The organism is Halomonas sp. HG01, from assembly GCF_000968715.2.
Lineage (GTDB): Bacteria > Pseudomonadota > Gammaproteobacteria > Pseudomonadales > Halomonadaceae > Halomonas > Halomonas halophila.
In genome coordinates, this window is record NZ_CP022134.1 from 681,704 (window position 1) to 699,676 (window position 17,973).

Annotated in this window: 13 protein-coding genes; all 13 read left to right on the plus strand. The window is 72.1% G+C overall.

The features are described from left to right. Nucleotide 1: 1 nt before the first annotated feature. From tssE to UN84_RS03145, 13 genes are read left to right on the plus strand one after another with little or no spacing between them, the layout of a single operon-like run. Nucleotides 2-436 carry a type VI secretion system baseplate subunit TssE gene (gene tssE, locus UN84_RS03085; RefSeq protein WP_035594083.1) on the plus strand — a complete coding sequence of 145 codons (435 nt, stop codon included), beginning with the start codon at nucleotides 2-4 and terminating at the stop codon, nucleotides 434-436. Nucleotides 437-443: 7 nt separating this feature from the next. Further along, nucleotides 444-2,207, plus strand: a complete 1,764-nt coding sequence (gene tssF / locus UN84_RS03090; RefSeq protein ID WP_046079169.1) for a type VI secretion system baseplate subunit TssF — start codon at nucleotides 444-446, stop codon at nucleotides 2,205-2,207. Beyond that, nucleotides 2,171-3,190: a type VI secretion system baseplate subunit TssG gene (tssG, locus tag UN84_RS03095; RefSeq protein WP_046079168.1), complete on the plus strand. Its 1,020-nt coding sequence runs from the start codon at nucleotides 2,171-2,173 to the stop codon at nucleotides 3,188-3,190. Before tssF ends, tssG begins: the two co-directional genes overlap by 37 nt. A 4-nt stretch (nucleotides 3,191-3,194) precedes the next feature. Beyond that, complete coding sequence (gene tagH / locus UN84_RS03100) at nucleotides 3,195-4,517, plus strand: type VI secretion system-associated FHA domain protein TagH (protein WP_052719350.1); 1,323 nt, start codon at nucleotides 3,195-3,197, stop codon at nucleotides 4,515-4,517. Then, nucleotides 4,514-5,068 carry a type VI secretion system lipoprotein TssJ gene (tssJ, locus tag UN84_RS03105; protein WP_046079167.1) on the plus strand — a complete coding sequence of 185 codons (555 nt, stop codon included), beginning with the start codon at nucleotides 4,514-4,516 and terminating at the stop codon, nucleotides 5,066-5,068. The genes tagH and tssJ overlap by 4 nt, the downstream gene beginning before the upstream one ends. Further along, nucleotides 5,068-6,402: a type VI secretion system baseplate subunit TssK gene (tssK, locus tag UN84_RS03110; RefSeq protein WP_046079166.1), complete on the plus strand. Its 1,335-nt coding sequence runs from the start codon at nucleotides 5,068-5,070 to the stop codon at nucleotides 6,400-6,402. Before tssJ ends, tssK begins: the two co-directional genes overlap by 1 nt. Nucleotides 6,403-6,405: 3 nt before the next feature. After that, on the plus strand, nucleotides 6,406-7,218 hold the full coding sequence (gene icmH, locus UN84_RS03115) for a type IVB secretion system protein IcmH/DotU (RefSeq protein WP_146910239.1): 813 nt from the start codon (nucleotides 6,406-6,408) through the stop codon (nucleotides 7,216-7,218). A gap of 50 nt (nucleotides 7,219-7,268) precedes the next feature. Next, nucleotides 7,269-9,929: a type VI secretion system ATPase TssH gene (gene tssH, locus UN84_RS03120; protein ID WP_046079165.1), complete on the plus strand. Its 2,661-nt coding sequence runs from the start codon at nucleotides 7,269-7,271 to the stop codon at nucleotides 9,927-9,929. A 1-nt stretch (nucleotide 9,930) separates the two neighbouring features. Next, nucleotides 9,931-11,520, plus strand: a complete 1,590-nt coding sequence (locus UN84_RS03125; RefSeq protein ID WP_237022354.1) for a sigma-54 interaction domain-containing protein — start codon at nucleotides 9,931-9,933, stop codon at nucleotides 11,518-11,520. Further along, complete coding sequence (gene vasI / locus UN84_RS03130; RefSeq protein ID WP_082090890.1) at nucleotides 11,517-12,209, plus strand: type VI secretion system-associated protein VasI; 693 nt, start codon at nucleotides 11,517-11,519, stop codon at nucleotides 12,207-12,209. Before UN84_RS03125 ends, vasI begins: the two co-directional genes overlap by 4 nt. A gap of 12 nt (nucleotides 12,210-12,221) precedes the next feature. After that, entirely contained in the window at nucleotides 12,222-13,658 is a 1,437-nt protein-coding gene (gene tssA, locus UN84_RS03135) for a type VI secretion system protein TssA (protein WP_173834950.1), read from the plus strand. Nucleotides 13,659-13,704: 46 nt separating this feature from the next. Next, nucleotides 13,705-17,358: a type VI secretion system membrane subunit TssM gene (gene tssM / locus UN84_RS03140; protein WP_046079162.1), complete on the plus strand. Its 3,654-nt coding sequence runs from the start codon at nucleotides 13,705-13,707 to the stop codon at nucleotides 17,356-17,358. Next, complete coding sequence (locus UN84_RS03145) at nucleotides 17,342-17,956, plus strand: GNAT family N-acetyltransferase (protein ID WP_046079161.1); 615 nt, start codon at nucleotides 17,342-17,344, stop codon at nucleotides 17,954-17,956. Before tssM ends, UN84_RS03145 begins: the two co-directional genes overlap by 17 nt. The last annotated feature ends 17 nt before the right edge of the window (nucleotides 17,957-17,973 follow it).

Sequence of the window (17,973 nt, forward strand, 5' to 3'; positions counted from 1 at the left end):
CATGACCGCCTTCAGGGATCGAAGCGGACCTCTCGGCGCCCGACTGTTCGAGCGCCTGTCGACTCCGGCACGTCCCGTGCCGGAGGGCGACGCGGCGGTCGAGGCCACCCTGGCCTCGATCAAGCGCCATCTGGTCGACCTGCTCAACAGCCATCCGGGGCACAGCGAATGTGCCCCGGACCTGGGCCTGCTCGACTTCAACGACGCCACGCTCGGCGTGCTTGACCTCGAACTCAAGGTCGAGCGCGCCATCCGCGAGTGCATCGAGCGCTACGAGCCGCGCGTCCGCCGCGTCCAGGTCGAGACCCTGCCCAACGAGGGCAATCCGCTGCAGCTGCGCTTCCAGGTCCTGGCCATCCTCGATCTGGGGCGCGACACGACCCAGACCACCATCGACCTGCTGCTCAACGACAAGCGCTACCAGTGCCTGAACTGAGGCCGACATGCTGAACCGCTACTACCGGGACGAACTGGACTTCCTGAAGCGCCAGGGACGGGAATTCGCCGAAGGCAATCCCGGCCTCAGCCGCTTCCTGTCCGAGCAGAGCACCGACCCCGACGTCGAACGCCTGCTCGAGGGCTTCGCCTTCCTGTCCGGTCGGCTGCGCGAGAAGGTCGACGACGAGTTTCCCGAGCTGACCCACTCGCTGATCGGCATGCTGTGGCCCAACTACCTGCGCCCGGTGCCGAGCATGACGATGGTGCAGTTCACCCCGCACTGGCACGGCCTGAGTGCCGCCCAGCCGGTGCCCCGCGGTACCAGCCTGTCCAGCCGCGAGGTCGAGGGCACCGCCTGCGGCTTTCGCACCTGCCACGAGCTGACGCTCTATCCGCTGGCCCACGACGGCGTCGCGGCGCGTCACTCCCGCGAGGCCTCGGTGGTCGAGCTGGACCTGGCGGTGCACAGCGACCAGCCGCTCGACGCCCTGGGCGTGGGTGACCTGCGCCTGCACCTCGGCGGCAGCGGCTACACGGCGCGCACCCTCTACCTGTGGCTGAGCCACTACCTGGCCGGCATCGAGCTCGAGGTCGACGGCCAGCCGATGGCGCTGCCCACGCGGCTGATGGCGCCGGTGGGCTTCGCCGCCGAGGATGCCCTGCTGCCGTACCCACGCAACGTCTATCAGGGCTACCGCATCCTGCAGGAATATCTGTGCTTCCCCGAGGCCTTCCAGTTCTTCGACCTGCAGCGGCTCGGCGACTTCCTGCCGTCGCGCCCGGCCCAGCGCCTCAGGCTGCGCTTCACCTTCTCGCGCACCCTGCCGGCGGATGCCCGGGTCGGCGACGAGAGCCTGGCGCTGTACTGCACGCCGGCGATCAACCTGTTCGAGCATGACGCCGATCCGGTCGATCTCGGCGGCGAGCACAGCGCCTACCGCATCCGCCCCAGCAGCCGCTTTCCCGCCCATTACGAGGTGTTCAGCGTCGATGCGGTGGACGGCTGGCTCGAGAGCGAGACCGGCCGCATCCGCGGCGAGCCGCGCCGCTACGTGCCGTTCGAGAGCTTCGAGCATCAGATCGAGCGCGATCGCGGCCGCGAGGCCCGCTACTACCGGGTGCGGGTGCGCGACAGCCTGCGCGGCGACGGCTTTGATCACGACATTTCCTTCGTGCGCGGCGACGAGCAGGCCTGCCTGGGGCTGCGCGAGACCATCTCGCTGAGCCTCACCTGCAGCAACCGCGAGCTGCCCGAGCGGCTGACTGTGGGCGACGTCTGCGTGCCCACCGAGGACAGCCCGGCCTTCGCCGAGTTTCGCAACATCACCCGGCCGACCCCGGCCATGCGGCCGACCCTGGACGGCAGCCTGCTGTGGACGCTGATCTCCAACCTGTCGCTGAACTACCTGTCGCTGCTCGACCGCGACGCCCTGTGTTCGGTGCTGCGGGTCTACGACTTCCGCGCCCTGGTTGACCGCCAGGCCGAGCGCATCGCCCAGAAGCGCCTGGCCGGCATCGTCGACATCCAGACCCAGCCGGTGGACCGGCTGCATCGCGGCCTGCCGGTGCGCGGGCTGCGCTCCGAGATGACCCTGGACCAGGAGGCCTTCGGCGACGAGGGTAGCCTGTTCCTGTTCGCCAGCGTGCTGGCCCGGTTCTTCTCGCTGTACGCCAGCATCAACTCGTTCCACGAGCTGCACGTCATCAACCTTCATAACCGCGAGCGCTACGCATGGACCTTGCAGCCGGGCCAGCAGCCCCTGATGTAGCGCTCGCTCCCCTGGTCGACGGGGCCCGGCGCTACGACTTCTATCAGCTGGTGGAGCTGCTCCACCGGCATCACGGCGACGACCTCGAGGGCGACCGCGAGGCCGACCCGGCCGGCGAGCGCGTGCGCTTCCAGGCCTCGGCCTCGCTGGGCTTCCCGGGCAGCGACATCCTCTCGCTGACGCCGAGCCCGGCCGGCCACTACGACATGCGCGTCAGCTTCCTGGGGCTGCAGGGCGCCCAGTCGCCGCTGCCGGGCTACTACCTCGAGGCGATGGCCCACGCCGAGGCGCATCGCGAGGGCGCGGCCGGCGACTTCCTGAATCTGTTCAACCACCGGGTGCTGTCGCTGCTGCATCGCGGCTGGCGCAAGTATCGCCACCACGTGCGCTACCAGGACGGCGCGACGGACGGCTTCTCGGCGGCGATCTTCGCCCTGGTCGGCCTGGCCGACGACCGTCTGCGCGGCGAGACGCCGATCAACTGGAGCAAGATGCTGGCCTACGCCGGCCTGCTGGCCGGTCGCTCGCGCTCGCCGGACGTGGTGGCGGGCATCGTCGGCCACTGCTTCGACCTCGACGGCGTCGAGGTCGAGAGCTGGGTGCATCGGCGGGTCGAGATTCCGCCCGACCAGCGCACCCGCACCGGCCTGGGGGCCTCGACCCTGGGCCAGGACATGATCGCCGGCAGCCGGGTCGACGATATCAGCGGCAAGTTCGCACTGCGCCTGCACGGCCTCGACCTGGAGCGCTTCCGCGACTTCCTGCCCGACGGCCGCGACCACCAGGCACTGCGCACCCTGATGGAGTTCGTGCTGCGCGAGCCTCTGGCCTACGACCTGGAGCTCGAGCTCCTGGAAAGCGAAGTGAGACCCATGCGCCTGGGGGAGGGGGGCAGCTGCCAGCTGGGCTGGACCACCTTCGTGCAGCCCGAGGCCCACGCCACGGCCCGGCGCCGTCGGGTACGCATTCAGATGACACGGTGAACCCATGAACGCGACGCTCTCCCAGCAGCAGGCCATCACCCTGGTGGTCACCAACAGCGAACGGCTCGAGGGCCGTTCCACCAGCAGTCATGTCTTCCCGGCGGCCGGCGGCACCCTGGGCAGCGCGACGGCCGACGACTGGCTGCTGCAGGACCACGCCGGCCGGGTGCGGCCCGGCCACGCCGAGATCCAGCGCCTGGACGGGCGCTTCTGCCTGATCGATCGCAGCGGCCAGACCTTCGTCAACCACGCCACCCTGCCGATCGGCCGCGAACGCCGGGTGGCGCTGCGCGACGGCGACGAGCTGCAGGTGGGCGAGTACCACCTGCGCGTGCACCTGGGTGACCGCCAGGCCGACGCCGCCGGCGTGCAGCCGCTGGCGACCCTGGTCGACGACGAGCACGAGACCCTCGAGGCCACCGAGATCCTGCCCGCCGAGGCCGCCGCGCCCCGGGCCCAGCACGATCCGCTCGAGGCGCTGGGCGAGGCCTCTCCCGCCCGGCGGCACCAGGACCCCATGGCCGCGCTGGCCGACGACCCCATGGTCGGCGCGGACGATCATCACCAACTGCTCGATGCCCTGGACGGGCAGGGCGGCGCGGTCGGCATGACGGCCGCGCCGAGTAACCGACGCTACGAGGAACCCGACATGGACGAACGGCTGTTGAACGATCTGGAACGCTCGGTCGGCGAGCAGCTCGAGGATCGCTGGCAGGAACCGGCGGCGAGGGAGGTCGGCCACGTCGGCGCCTCGCCGCTGCTGCAGACCCTCGGCGGCGAGCTGCGCTTCCGCGACAGCGCCGAGCAGCACGCCTTCCTCGAGGAGGCCGGGCGCACGCTCAAGGCCACGGTGGATGGCCTGCTGGCGCTGCACCAGGTCCATGACGGCAGCCGCTATCCGCTGCGCGACCGGCGCCTGCAGCCGATCGAGGACAACCCGCTGCGCCTCGGCCAGTCCTACGAGCAGACCCTGACCACCCTGTTCGCCGCCCAGCGCAGCCCCGTGCATCTCTCCGCGCCGGCGGCGGTGGCCGAGTGCCTCGAGCATCAGCAGCAGCACCAGGCGGCGGTGGAAGAGGCCATCGGCACCGCGCTGCGCTCGATCCTCGACGCCTTCTCGCCGGATGCGCTGCTGCGCCGCTTCCAGGCCTACCGCGGCGCCGGTCGCCAGGGCGAGGACGAGGACGGCTGGGCCTGGGAGATGTATCGCCACTACTACCAGGAGCTCAACTCCGGTCGCCAGCAGGGCTTCGAGAAGCTGTTCTGGGAGGTCTTCGAGCAGGCCTACGACCAGTCGGTGCGCCGCCAGCAGCGGGAGGGGGCATGATCCCCCGCCCGGCCGGGATCGCGCCGCTGGCGCGGGGCCTGGCGCTGGCCGGTGCGCTGGCGATGCTGGCCGGCTGTGCCTCGACCTTCGAGGCCGCCGGCAAGACCTACGAGGTGATCAAGGATCCCTCGATCCCGGTCGGCTATCCGGAGGATCGCCCGTCGCGGGTCGACCTGAGCATGCTGGCGGCCGACGACATGAACCCCAATGTCGAGGGCGAGGGCACGCCGCTGCGCTTCCAGATCCTGCAGCTCAAGGACGACTCGATGCTGATGTCGGCGGACCATCGCCAGCTGCAGGAGGACCTCGAGGAGGCGCTCGGCACCAACTACCTGGCGCATGACGACTTCACCCTGCTGCCCGGCCAGTTCAAGTTCTACGAGCCGTTCGAGGTCGAGGAAGACACCCGCTACATCGGCATCATCGCCTTCTACGCCGACCCCAACCAGGCGCAGTGGAAGAAGGTGGTGAAGATCGACGCCCAGGGGCGCGACTACCACCTGCTGGTGCAACTGATGGAGCGCGAGGCCGCGCTGAGGAAGGAGACCTGATGGCCAGTCGCAATCCCGTGGTCTGGAGCGAGGGGCTGTTCATCAAGCCCCAGCATTTCCAGCAGCAGCAGCGCAGCCTCCAGGGGCTGGTCGATACCCGCCTGCGCGGCGTCGGCGGCTACCTGCATGGCTTCCTGACCCTCGAGCTCAACGCCGAGTACCTGAGCTTCGGGCGCATCGCCCTGAGCCGGGCCAGCGGCGTGATGCCGGACGGCACGCCCTTCCACCTGCCCGACGACGACCTGGAGCCGCCGGCGCTGGAGATCGACGACGCCTCGGTGGCCAACCAGGTGGTCTACCTGGGCGTGCCGCTGGCCACCGACGGCGTGGCCGAGGTGAGCTGGGAGGCCTCGTCGCTGGCCTCGCGCTATCGCGCCGAGCCGCGCGGCGTGCGCGACCTGCACTCGCGGGTCGGTGACATCGCCGACCTGGACCTGGCGCGGGTGGCGCCGCGGCTGCTGCTCGAGCAGGAAGACCGCAGCGCCTACGCCTGCCTGGCGGTGGCGCGCATCCTCGAGCGGCGCCCCGACGGCAGCCTGGTGCTCGACGAGAACTTCCTGCCGACCCTGCTCAACGTCCAGGCCGCGCCGGTGCTGCAGCGCTTCGTCGGCGAGATGGCCGGGCTGATGCGCGAGCGAGCGCGCAACCTGGCCCAGCGCCTGTCGACGCCGAACCAGTCCGGCGTCGCCGACGTCGCCGACTTCATGCTGCTGCAGTCGCTCAACCGCGCCCAGCCGCGCTTCCAGCACCTGGCCCGGCTCGGCCATCTGCATCCCGAGCGGCTCTACGCCGACATGCACGAGACCTGCTGCGAGCTGACCACCTTCACCGCCGAGTCGCGGCTGCCGCCGGAGTTTCCGGCCTACGACCACGACCGCCCGGAGGCCGCCTTCCGGCCGCTGATGCAGAGCCTGCGCCAGTCGCTGTCCACGGTACTCGAGCCGCGCGCCATGGCCATCCAGCTGCAGTCGCGCCGCTACGGGCTCAAGGTCGCCACCGTGGCCGACCGCAGCCTGCTCGAGGACGCCGACTTCATCCTCGCGGTGCGCGCGGATCTGCCGCCGGAGCGCCTGCGCAAGCTGTTCGTGCAGCAGACCAAGGTGGCCAGCGTCGAGCGCATCCGCGACCTCATCAGCCTGCAGCTGCCGGGCATTCCGCTCGAGCCGCTGCCGGTGGCGCCGCGCCAGCTGCCGTTCCATGCCGGCTACACCTACTTCCGCCTCGACCGTCAGAGCGAGGCCTGGAGCATGCTCAACGGGGCCAGCGGCTTCGCCTTCCACGTCGCCGGCGACTTCCCGGGGCTGGAAATGCAGTTCTGGGCGATCAGGAGCTAAGCCATGAACGATCTCGCTACCCGCGACGACGCGCGTCGCCACGAAGACAGCATCGACGTCCAGGGCCTCGAGCGGCTGATCCACAGCCATGCCAACCACCTGGACGCCGACGAGGACTACTGGTTCCGGCTGCGCGGCCACAGCCTCAACCCGCTGGTGGACGCCGCCAGCTCGCTGCTGGGCATGGTGGTGCGGGTTCGCCAGCTCGACCGGCTCGACGACATCGACCAGCTCTATCGCCAGGTGGTCGACGAGATCGCCGCCATCGAGGTCGAGCTCACCGAGCAGGGCTACGACCGGCCGACGCTGCTGGCCTATCGCTACGTGCTGTGCTCGTTCATCGACGAGGCGGTGATGAGCACCGGCTGGGGCCAGCAGAGCCAGTGGGCCGGCCACTCGCTGCTGGCGCGCTTCCACAACGAGACCTGGGGCGGCGAGAAGGTCTTCTCGATCCTCTCCCGGCTGCGCCAGGAGCCGCGCCGCTATCGCGACCTGCTGGCCTTCATCTACCTGTGCCTGTGCCTGGGCTTCGAGGGCCGCTACAAGGTCATGCCCCACGGCCGCGAGGAATACGAGCAGATCCTGCGCGAGCTGGGCGACCAGCTGGTGGCCCTCGACGAGCCCGGCGAGGACAGCCTGACCCGCCCGCTGGACAACGTGCTCGCCGCGGCGCGCCGCCAGGGCGACGGCCTGCCGCTGTGGGGCATCTTCGCTCTCTTCGCGCTGGCCATGGCGCTGGTCTACGTCGGCTTCTCGTGGACGCTGGGCGAGCAGGCCGACCAGGTCGGGCTGCTGCTGGAACGCATCATCGACTAGCCGCCGAGCGGCTCGAACCACCGCTTGCTTACGATATCGAGGGAGACACCATGCTCAGGGTAGAGCTACCGGCACTGATCGGCCGACTCAACGCCATCGCCCGCCAGGCACTGGAAGGGGCCGCGACGCTGTGCGCCGAGCAGCAGGCGCCGGAGGTGGGCGTGTCCCACCTGCTGCTGGCCGGCCTCGACCAGCCGCTGTGCGACCTGCGCGTGCTGCTGGAGGCCGAGGACATCGAGCCCGAGGCGCTGCGCCGTGCGCTCACCGAGGACGCCCGGCCGCCGCGCGACCTGGAGGTGGCCACGCCGAGCTTCTCGCCGCTGCTGGTCGAGCTGCTGCAGGACGCCTGGCTCCTGGCCAGCACCGAGTTCGGGCATCGCGAGCTGCGCACCGGGGTGATCTTCACCGCCCTGCTGCATCACGCCGAGCGCTATCTCGGGCCCCGCGGCGAGCGCCTGCTGGCCGGCATCAACCGCGAACGGCTGCGGCGCGACTTCGCCCGCCTGACTCGCGAGTCCGCCGAGGCCGCCAGTGCCGCCGAGGACGAGAGCCAGCGGCCGGCCCCGGCCCGAAGCGCGGGCGACGACAGCGCGCTGGCGCGCTTCGCCACCTCGCTCACCGAGCAGGCGCGCCGCGGCGATCTCGACCCGGTGCTGTGCCGCGACCCCGAGATCGACCAGATGCTCGACATCCTCGGTCGCCGGCGCAAGAACAACCCGATCGTGGTGGGCGAGGCCGGCGTCGGCAAGAGCGCCGTGGTCGAGGGCCTGGCAGCGCGCATCGTCGAGGGCCGCGTGCCCGCGGCGCTGGCCGGCGTGGAGCTGATGTCGCTCGACCTCGGCGCGCTGCAGGCCGGGGCCTCGGTCAAGGGCGAGTTCGAGAAGCGCCTCAAGGCGGTGATCGAGGAGGTCAAGGACGCGGCCGTGCCGACGCTGCTGTTCATCGACGAGGCTCACACCCTCATCGGCGCCGGCAACGCCGAGGGCGGTGCCGACGCCGCCAACCTGCTCAAGCCGGCGCTGGCCCGCGGCGAGCTGCGCACCATCGCCGCCACCACCTGGCGCGAGTACAAGAAGCACATCGAGAAGGACCCGGCGCTGTCACGGCGCTTCCAGCCGGTGGCCCTGGGCGAGCCGGACGTGGAGCAGGCGCTGATGATCCTGCGCGGCCTGCGCGACGTCTACGAGTCGACCCACGGCGTGCTGATCGGCGACAGCGGCCTGCGCGCCGCCGCCGAGCTCTCGGCCCGCTACCTGGCCGGCCGCCAGCTGCCGGACAAGGCCATCGACGTGCTCGACACCGCCGGCACTCGGCTGGCCCAGGCCCTGGACACGCCGCCGCGACGCCTCAGCCACCTGATGAGCGAGCAGCTGGCTGCCCGGCGCGAGCACGACCAGCTCGAGCGCGAGGCGCTGCTCGGCCGTCATCCCGACACCGCCCATCGCGACGCCCTGGCCGAGCGGCTGGCGCGGCTGGACGAGGAGCGTGAGACCCTGGAGGCCGCCTGGCGCGAACAGCGCGAGTGCGTCGACGCCATCCTGACCCTGCATCGCGAGCTGCTCGACGGCGCGGAAGACGACGCCAGCGATGGAGAGAGTCACGAGACGGAAGGCGAGAACGAGAGCGCCGACCAGGCACGCGCTCGCCGCACCGCCGCGCTTGCCGAGCACGAGGCCCGCCTCGAGGCGCTGCAGCGCGAGTTCTCGCTGGTCAATCCCAGCGTCGAGGAGGCCCAGATCGCCCAGGTGATCGGCGACTGGACCGGGGTGCCGGTGGAGCGCATGACCCGCGACGAGCTGGCGCGCCTCACCGAGCTGCCCGAGGAGCTGGGTCGGCTGATCAAGGGCCAGGACCTGGCCGTCGAGCGCCTTCACCGCCACCTGCTCACCGCCCGCGCCGACCTGCGTCGCCCCGGGCGTCCGCTGGGCGCCTTCCTGCTGGTCGGCCCCAGCGGCGTGGGCAAGACCGAGACCGTGGTGCAGATCGCCGAGAGCCTCTACGGCGGCCGCCAGTTCCTGACCACCATCAACATGTCCGAGTATCAGGAGAAGCACACCGTCTCGCGGCTGATCGGTTCGCCGCCCGGCTACGTGGGCTTCGGCGAGGGCGGCCTGTTGACCGAGGCGATCCGCCAGCGGCCCTACTCGGTGGTGCTGCTCGACGAGGTCGAGAAGGCCCACCCGGACGTGCTCAACCTGTTCTATCAGGCCTTCGACAAGGGCGAGCTGGCCGACGGGGAAGGGCGCGCCATCGACTGCCGCAACGTGCTGTTCTTCATGACCTCGAACCTCGGCTATGACGCCATCGTGCGCCACGCCGACGACCGCGCGGCGATGGACGAGGCGCTCTACCCGGTGCTGGCCGACTTCTTCAAGCCGGCGCTGCTGGCGCGCATGGAGGTGGTGCCCTACCTGCCGCTGTCGCGGGATATCCTCCACGACATCGTCGGCGCCAAGCTCGAGACCCTGGCCGGCCGCATCCGCGACCGCCATCGCCAGGCCGAGGTGGTGCTGGCACCGGCGCTGGCCGAGGCCATCTGCGAGCGCGCCACGCGTAGCGAGAACGGCGCGCGGATGCTCGAGTCGGTGATCGACGGCGAGCTGTTGCCACCGGTGTCCCGTGCGCTGCTCGAGCGCATGGCGCGTCGCGAGCCGGTGAGCCGCGTCGCGCTGGGCGTGGACGAGCACGGCTTCACCGCGGAGGTCGGCTGAGGTGAGCGATCACGGCGTGCTCGATGCGGCCCACGGCGAGGCCCCGGCGCTGGCCGGCATGGCCGAGGCGCTGCGGCTGGTCGAGGGCCACTCGCCCGACGAGCTGCGCCGGCGCGGGCTCTCGCTGCTGCGCGAGCGGCTGGGGCTGGCCTGGGCACGCTGCCTGTTCCTCGACGCCAGCGGTCGATGGCTGGGCGAGGACGGCGACGACGCCTGGCTGGCCTGCGACGACTTTCGCCATCCCTATGCCCATGCCATCCGCCGCGGCGAGGCGATGGACCTGGGGCTCGGCGAGGCGCGGCTGCGGCTCGATCATCCCGCCTTCCAGGCGGCCACCGAGGGGCTGCCGGCGGCCTGGCGGCTGTCGGTGCGCCCGCTTCGCGCGCGGGACGGCAAGCGCGAGTGGCTCGGGGTGCTGGCCCTGGCGGGCCCCGCCGAGCGCCTCTCGCCGCTGGCCGAGTGCGACGACTTCCTGGCCTTCGAGGCGCTGCTGTGTCGCCTGTGGGCCTGGCTGGCTCGCCAGCGCGACGAGCGCCGCCACCAGGCGCGCCTGCGCGACTCGCTGGCCGAGGCCAACGACGGCGCCCGGCGCCGCACCCTCAGCGAGCGCCTGGCCCAGCGGATTCTCGGCGACTCGCCGGCCATCGGCGCGCTGCGCGACCAGCTGGTGCGTGCCGCCGAGACCCATCTGGCGGTGCTGCTGCAGGGCGAGACCGGCACCGGCAAGGAGCTGGTGGCGCGCGGCGTGCACGAGGTCTCGGCGCGCAGCGACGGGCCCTTCATGGCGATCAACTGCGCGGCGATCCCCGAGAGCCTGCTCGAGGCCGAGCTGTTCGGCCACGTGAAGGGCGCTTTCTCGGGCGCCGAGCGCAGCCGCGAAGGGCTGTTCGGCCAGGCCGACGGCGGCACCCTGTTCCTCGACGAGATCGGCGACATGCCGCTGGCGCTGCAGGCCAAGCTGCTGCGCGTGCTCGAATCGGGGCGCTATCGCCCGCTCGGTGGCGACGACGAGCGGAAGGTCGATCTGCGCCTGGTAGCGGCGACGCACCAGCCGCTGCATCGGCGCATCCGCGAGGGTGCCTTCCGCGCCGACCTCTACTACCGCCTCGGCCAGTTCCCGCTCACGCTGCCGGCGCTGCGCGAGCGCCGCGAGGACATTCCGGCCCTGGCCCGGGCCTTCGTCGACGACTTCTGCCGGCGCGAGGGCCGCGAGGACATCGGCCTGGGGCGCGCGGTGCTGCGTGCCCTCGAGGCGCGCGACTTCCCCGGCAACGTGCGCGAGCTCAGGAACCTGATCGACTACGCCTGCGCCATGACCCGCGACGGCGAGGACATCGCCCCCGAGGCGTTGCCCGACGAGGCGCCTTCGGCGCCGGTCGACGACGCGGCCACCGACGCCACCCCGGCGCCGGCAGCCGAGCAGGACGACGTCTTCGACCTGCGCCGGGCGCTGCGCGACTACGAGGCGACGCTGATCCGCCAGCGCCTGGCGCGCTTCGACGGCAACCGCACCCTGGCCGCCGAGAGCCTGGGCCTGCCCAAGCGGACCCTGGCGCATAAGTGCCGACAGCTGCAACTGGATAGCCCATGAACGTGAACGATCGATTTCCCGCTCGGCCCGCTTGGTGGCACCGGCTGGCCGGTCTGGCCCTGCTGCTGGCCGCCGGACTGGCGCCTGCCGCGGGCCAGGCCCGGAGCGATGTCGAGGACAGCGCTCCGGCGTCGCGCCTGCAGGCCGCCGAGGCCTGCGCCGAACGGCCCTCGCGGCTGGGCCGGCTCGAGTGCTACGACGACCTGTTCCGCGACCGCCCCGCGGCGGTGGCGGACGCCTCGCGCTCGCCGCTGTGGCGCGCCGTGGCCGCCCAGGAGGCGGAGCGCGACGCCGATGACGTCGGCGTGATGACCCGTGAGACCGCCGACACCGTGCTGATGAGCGCCCCGGCGCTGGGCACGGTGCCGCCGCGCCCGCTGCTGGTGATCAGCTGCGACGACGCCATCACCCGCTTCCAGCTGCACCTCCACGAGCCGCTCGAGGGCTCGCGGGCGTCGCTCAGGCTGGAAGGCGAGGGCGTCGCCCTCGACCAGACCTGGCGGGTGCTCGACGGCGGCCACGTGATCAGTGGCGGGCGCGGGCTGCCGGCCATCGGCACTCTGAAGCGCCTGCTGGGCGGCGAAGACCTGCGGCTGTCGAGCGACACGGCGGTCATCGACGGGCTGCGCTTCGATCTCGATGGCTGGCGCACGGCGATCGCGCCGCTGCGCGCCATGTGCCGCTGGTAAGGGGGAAACGACATGCGCATTACCCAGCCCCATCAGCTCGAACCGCTGCTCGCGCCCCTCGCCGAGGGCGTCGGCGAACCGGTGGCCGACCACGAGGACTTCGACTGGCTCGACGAGCAGATGATGAAGGTCGGTTCGCTGCAGCACGGCGAGGTCGACTGGAGCGGCGCCGAGACCCGCGCCGCGCGGCTGCTGTCCGAGACCGGCAAGGACCTCAAGGTGCTCGGACACCTGCTGCACTGCCTGCAGCACGATGGCGATCCGGCGCGCTTCGCGCTGTCGCTGGAGCTGCTGGCCGGTGCGCTGGACGCCTGGTGGGAGGCCGCCTATCCCTTCGCCGGCCCGCGCGGCAAGCGGGCCCGGCCCAAGCTGTTCCAGCAGTTCACCCAGCGCGCGCTGTCGCTGGCCGGCGGCCTGGAGTTTCTCGGCGCCGCCGAGGATCACGCCGCCTGCCGTGCGGCGCTGGACCGGCTGCGCGAGCGGGCCGCCGGCCATGAGCTGCCGGACGAGGCGCTGGCGGATCTCTCGCGGCTGCTCGATCAGGCCACGCCCAGCGCCGAGGCGCCGTCGGCGTCCGGCGCCTCGGCGGCGCCCGCGGGCGGTGGCGAACCGAGCCGCGCGGCGGCGCCGGCCACCGAGGCCGAGCCCGCCGCGCCGAAGGCCCCGGAGGCGCGGCTCGAATCCGGCAACGATCGCGGCAACCGCCAGGCGCTGCTCAAGATGGCCGACTTCCTCAACGAGCAGTCGCCGGGCGAGGCGCTCGGCTATCGGCTGCGCCGCCACGCGGTGTGGCACGCCATCCAGGGCCTGCCGATGACCCGCGACGGCCAGCGCACCGAGCTGGCGCCGGTCTCCGCCGACCGGGTTGCCGAGTACCGCGAGGCCGCCGCGGGCCGGCCGACGCCGGAGGACTGGCGGCGCATCGAGAACAGCCTGGCGCTCAGCCCCTACTGGCTCGAGGGACATCGTCTGAGCGCGGAGGTGGCGCGGCGGCTCGAGCAGCCGCGCTGCGCCGAGGCGATCCGCGACGAGACGGCGCGCTTCGTCGACCGCCTGCCAGGCATCGAGGCGCTGACCTTCAGCGACGGCTCCGCCTTCCTCGACGGCGAGACGCAGACCTGGCTGACGGACGTGGCCGGCCCCGGGGCGCCGGCGGCCATGGGCGGGGGCGATCCCTGGCAGGCCGGCCTCGAGACGGCCCGCGAGCGGCTCGCCGAGGAGGGGCTGGCGCCGGCGCTCGCGGTGCTAGACGAGGGCCTCGCGGCGGCGGCGTCGCCCCGCGAGGGCGTCTACTGGCGCCTGGCCAGCGCCGACCTGCTGAGGGAGGCCGGCCTCGCCGCGCTGGCCCGGCAGCACTATCAGGCATTGCAGGACGCCGTGGCGAACCTCGCGCTGGAAGGCTGGGAGCCGGCGCTGCCGGCCCGCCTGGCGGCGGCACTCGAGGCATGACACACGGCGATCCGACGGAATCGACAGGGACGAGGGAGCAAGGCTCATGTGGAAACAACTGAAGGCCGGGCTGAGCCGCTGGATGCCGGGCATGTCCCGGGCCGACAGCCAGCTCAACCAGGCGCAAGGACACGCCAACAAGGCCAAGGGCCTGAAGCGGCTCGGTGCCTGGCTGTGGGCGCTGCTGGTGGTCGCGCTGCTGGTGGCGATCTGGTGGCTGGGGCCGCAGTGGGAGGTATTCGACAGTCGCCCGCTGGGCCCCTGGCTCAATCGCCTGCTGGCCAGCCTGGCGCTGCTGGGCGTGGTGGCGGTGGTGTGGGGCATCCGTCTGGCGCGGCGCCTGCGCGCCCTCGACGAGGAGCGCCGCCACGAGTCGCAGCGTCAGCAGGACCCGGTGCTCGGCCAGGTCGAGCGTCAGGAGGAGAGCCTGGACGCTACCCTGCATGAGCTCACCGACAGCCTCGGCGGCGGCGCCAACGCCCGCTACAAGCTGCCCTGGTACCTGGTGATGGGCGTCGAGAACGCCGGCAAGACCAGCCTGATCAACCGCTCGGGGCAGAACTTCGCCCTGACCCACGTGATGAAGGCGTCCGGCCAGGGCAAGCGCGGCCGGCTGGGCTTCGACTGGTGGATCGGCGACAAGGCGGTGCTGATCGACCCGGACGGCGAACTGCTGACCCAGGGCGCGCTGCAGGGCGGCGAGCCGGCCGAGCTCGAGAGCCGGCTGTGGGATCACTTCGTCGACTGGCTGGAGCGTCATCGCTCTCGTCGGCCGCTGGACGGCGTGGTGCTGGTGCTCGACCTGGCGCGGCTCAGCGACGCCGAGGTGGCGGTGCGCAAGGCCTACGCCTCGCTGCTGCGTGCCCGGTTGCGCGAGCTGATGGAGCGCCACGGCAGCCGCCTGCCGGTCTACGTCACCTTCAGCAAGATGGACCTGCTGCACGGCTTCGACGACTTCTTCCGTCACTACTCCCGGGCCGCCCGTCGCGCCCCGCTCGGCTTCACCTTCTCCGCCGCGTCCCTCGACAAGCCGGGCCGTTGGGAAGAAGAGTTCGCCGAGGCCTATGACGGCATGCTCGAGCGGCTGAACCAGACGCTGCCGACCCTGCTGGCCGAATGCCGCGATCGCGACGAGCGCGAGGCGGTGTTCCGCTTCGTGCGCCAGCTGGCCGGCCTGCGCGACGTGCTGCTCGGCTTCATCGGCGAGGCGCTGTCCAGCGACCGCTTCTCCACCGCGGCCATGGTGCGCGGCGCCTACTTCACCTCGGTCTACCAGCAGGGCGTGCCGGAGGACCCCTTCGTCGACGCCGCCGCGCGGCGCTACGGCATGAGCGACGGCGTGCAGCCGGCCCACCGCGCGACCAGCTCGGCGCTGTTCTTCACCGAGGAGCTGTTCGACCGCATCATCTATCCGGAGTCGGGGCTCGCCGGCGACAACGCCCGGGCGGCGCGCCGCCGCCACCGCCTCCGCCGCGCCAGCGCGCTGGCCTGCCTGTTCGGCGGGGCGGCCCTGGTCGGCGGCTGGTACCACTTCTACGACAAGAACGCCCAGGCGCTGGCCGCGGTGGAGGACAAGGCCGAGGCCTTCCTCGCCGTGCGCCCCAGCCACTGGCAGAGCGACGACCCCACCGGCCGGGCGCTGCTCGAGCCGCTGGATCGCCTGCTCGGTGCCACCCAGGAGTTCGGCGACTACCGCTCGCGGCCCTGGCTGCTGGCCGACATGGGCCTCTACCAGGGGCATGAGCTGGGCGTGGAGGTCGACAACGCCTACCTGCGCCTGCTCGAGCAGCAGTTCCTACCGGCACTGATGATCGGCATCATGGACGACATGAACCGCGCGCCGGACGGCAGCAACGACAAGCTGGCGCTGCTGCGCATCCTGCGCATGATGTCCGACGCCAGCGGCCGCCAGCCCCAGCGCGTGCACGACTTCATGGCCGACCGCTGGCAGGCGGCCTTCCCCGGGCAGGGCGACGTCCAGCGCCGCCTGCTGGCACACCTCGATTACGCCCTGGCCTACACCGACCTGGCGGGCCACGCCGAGGCCGGCACGCCCGGCGCCCGGGATGCCATGGCGCCGCTCGAGGGCAGCATCGAGGCGGCCCAGCAGGAGCTCGCCCGCCAGCCCATGGCCGAGCGTGTGTACGCCTCGCTCAAGGCCGGCATCTCCCAGGGCAGCGCCGCGCCGCTGGACCTGCGCTCGAGCGTCGGTTCGGCCTTCAGCCTGGTGTTCATGGCCCGCAACGACGAGGCCGAGCGGATGCGCATTCCCGGCCTGCTGACCCGCAACGGCTTCGAGGGCTACTTCCTCGAGCGGCTGGATCAGGCCACCGAGCTGGCGCTGATCGATACCTGGGTGCTCGGCCAGCGCGACGACATCGACTTCAGCGAGGCCGACCGCCGGCGCCTGCAGGAGGCGCTGCGCGAGCGCTACGCCAGCGACTATCACGTCACCTGGCGCGAGGCCCTGGCCGATATTCGCCTGGTGCCGCTGCCCGATCTCCATCAGGCGGTGGTGGTGGCCGATGGCCTGCTCGGCGCCAGCCGTCCGCTGGATCGCCTGCTGGGCGAGGTATCGCAGCAGACCCGCCTCTATCCCGAGCTGCCGGCGGACGACGAGGCCGCGCGCCAGGCTCTGCAGCAGTCGCCGCGCTATCGTCTGGCCAGCGAGATCGCGCGCCACTTCGCCGAACTCAACGCGCTCACCGAGTCGCGCGGCGACAACCCCTCCAACCTCGACGAGATCAAGGACGCCGTCGGCGACCTGCGCGACTATCTGCGCCAGGTCGACGAGGCCGGCGACCGCGGCCAGCAGGCCTTCCTGCTGGCTCGTGATCGCCTGTCCCTGCAGGGCGGCGATCCGATCGCGGCGCTGCAGCGCATCGCCGAGGACACCCCGGCGCCGGTGGGCGGCATGCTCGAGAGCCTGGCCGACCAGAGCTGGCAGCTGCTGATGGAAAGCGCGATCCGCCACCTGGAAAGCCAGTGGATGGACGAGGTCGTGGTGCCCTTCCAGCAGCGCCTGGCCGGCCGCTATCCGCTGGCGCCCCAGGCCGCCCGCGAGGTGTCGCTGGCCGACTTCGAGGAGTTCTTCGCCCCGGACGGCACCCTGGACGCCTTCTACCAGCAGAACCTCAAGCCGTTCATCGAGGGCGCGCCGGAGGCCCTGCGCAACGCCGAGGGCGACTCGCTGCTGCGCCAGGGCGTGCTCGACGCCGTGCAGCAGGCCGAGCGCATCCGCGAGGCCTACCTCAACCGCGACGGCGTGCTCGACGTGCCCTTCAGCCTGGAGCCGCTGAGCCTCAGCGCCGACAAGCGCCGCGGCGTGATCAGCGTCGACGGCCAGCTGATCGACTACGCCCACGGCGCCAGCCGCCGGGTGCCGATGATCTGGCCCAACGGCCTGCGCGACAGCAACGAGAGCCGCGTCACCCTGGTGCCGAGCCAGGTCAATCGCTCGCCGCGCACGCTGCGCCGCGACGGCCCCTGGGCCTGGTTCCGCCTGCTCGACGAGGCCCAGCTGACCGGCGCCGGCGAGCGCCAGCTGGAGCTGAGCTTCCAGGTCGACGGCGGCAGCATGCGCTATCGCCTGGTCGCCGACGGGCCGCGCAATCCCTTCACCCGGTCGCTGGTGGCGGGCTTCCGCCTGCCCAGGGCGCTCTACGCCGACGGAGGGCAGGACGATGCTGACGACGCTTAAGCGCTGGCTGGGCGCGTCGCCGAGCCGGCCCGCCGCGGCGCCCGCCGTCGACTCCGCGCCGCCTGAGGCGGCGCCGGGGCTGGCGGAGGCCGCCGCGGAAGACATCCCGCTGCTGCTCGAGGCCGCGCGGCGCGCCGAGGAGGAGGGGCTGTCCCCCTGGGTGCTGCGCGACGAGAGCCGCCTCGAGACCCTGCGCCGCTCGCTGGAGTTCGTGGTCCATCGCGGCCTCTGGCTGCAGCGCGAGGGCGACCGGGTCGCGCACTGGCAGGGCCGGCTGCTGGCGCTTCGCCACGGCGACGGCCCGGTGCTCGGCATGCTGCTGGTGTGTCGGCGCGACGAGGAGTCGGCCTGGCAGCTGCGCTTCTTCTTCATCGCTCCGGAGTGGCAGGGCCGCGGCCACGGCGCCCGGCTGCTGCTTGCCGCCCGCCGCGAACTGCAGGGCACGCCGCTGCAGACCCGGCTGCCGTTGCAGGGCGCCGCCCCGGTCAGCCTGGTGGCGGCGGGATTCCGGCGCATGCACGTGGACGCCGGCGGCGTGGCCAGCTTCGAGGCCCCGGTAGAGTGGAACGATCAACGCGAACGCACGCGCGGCGCCTGAGCGGCGGCGCGCCTCGC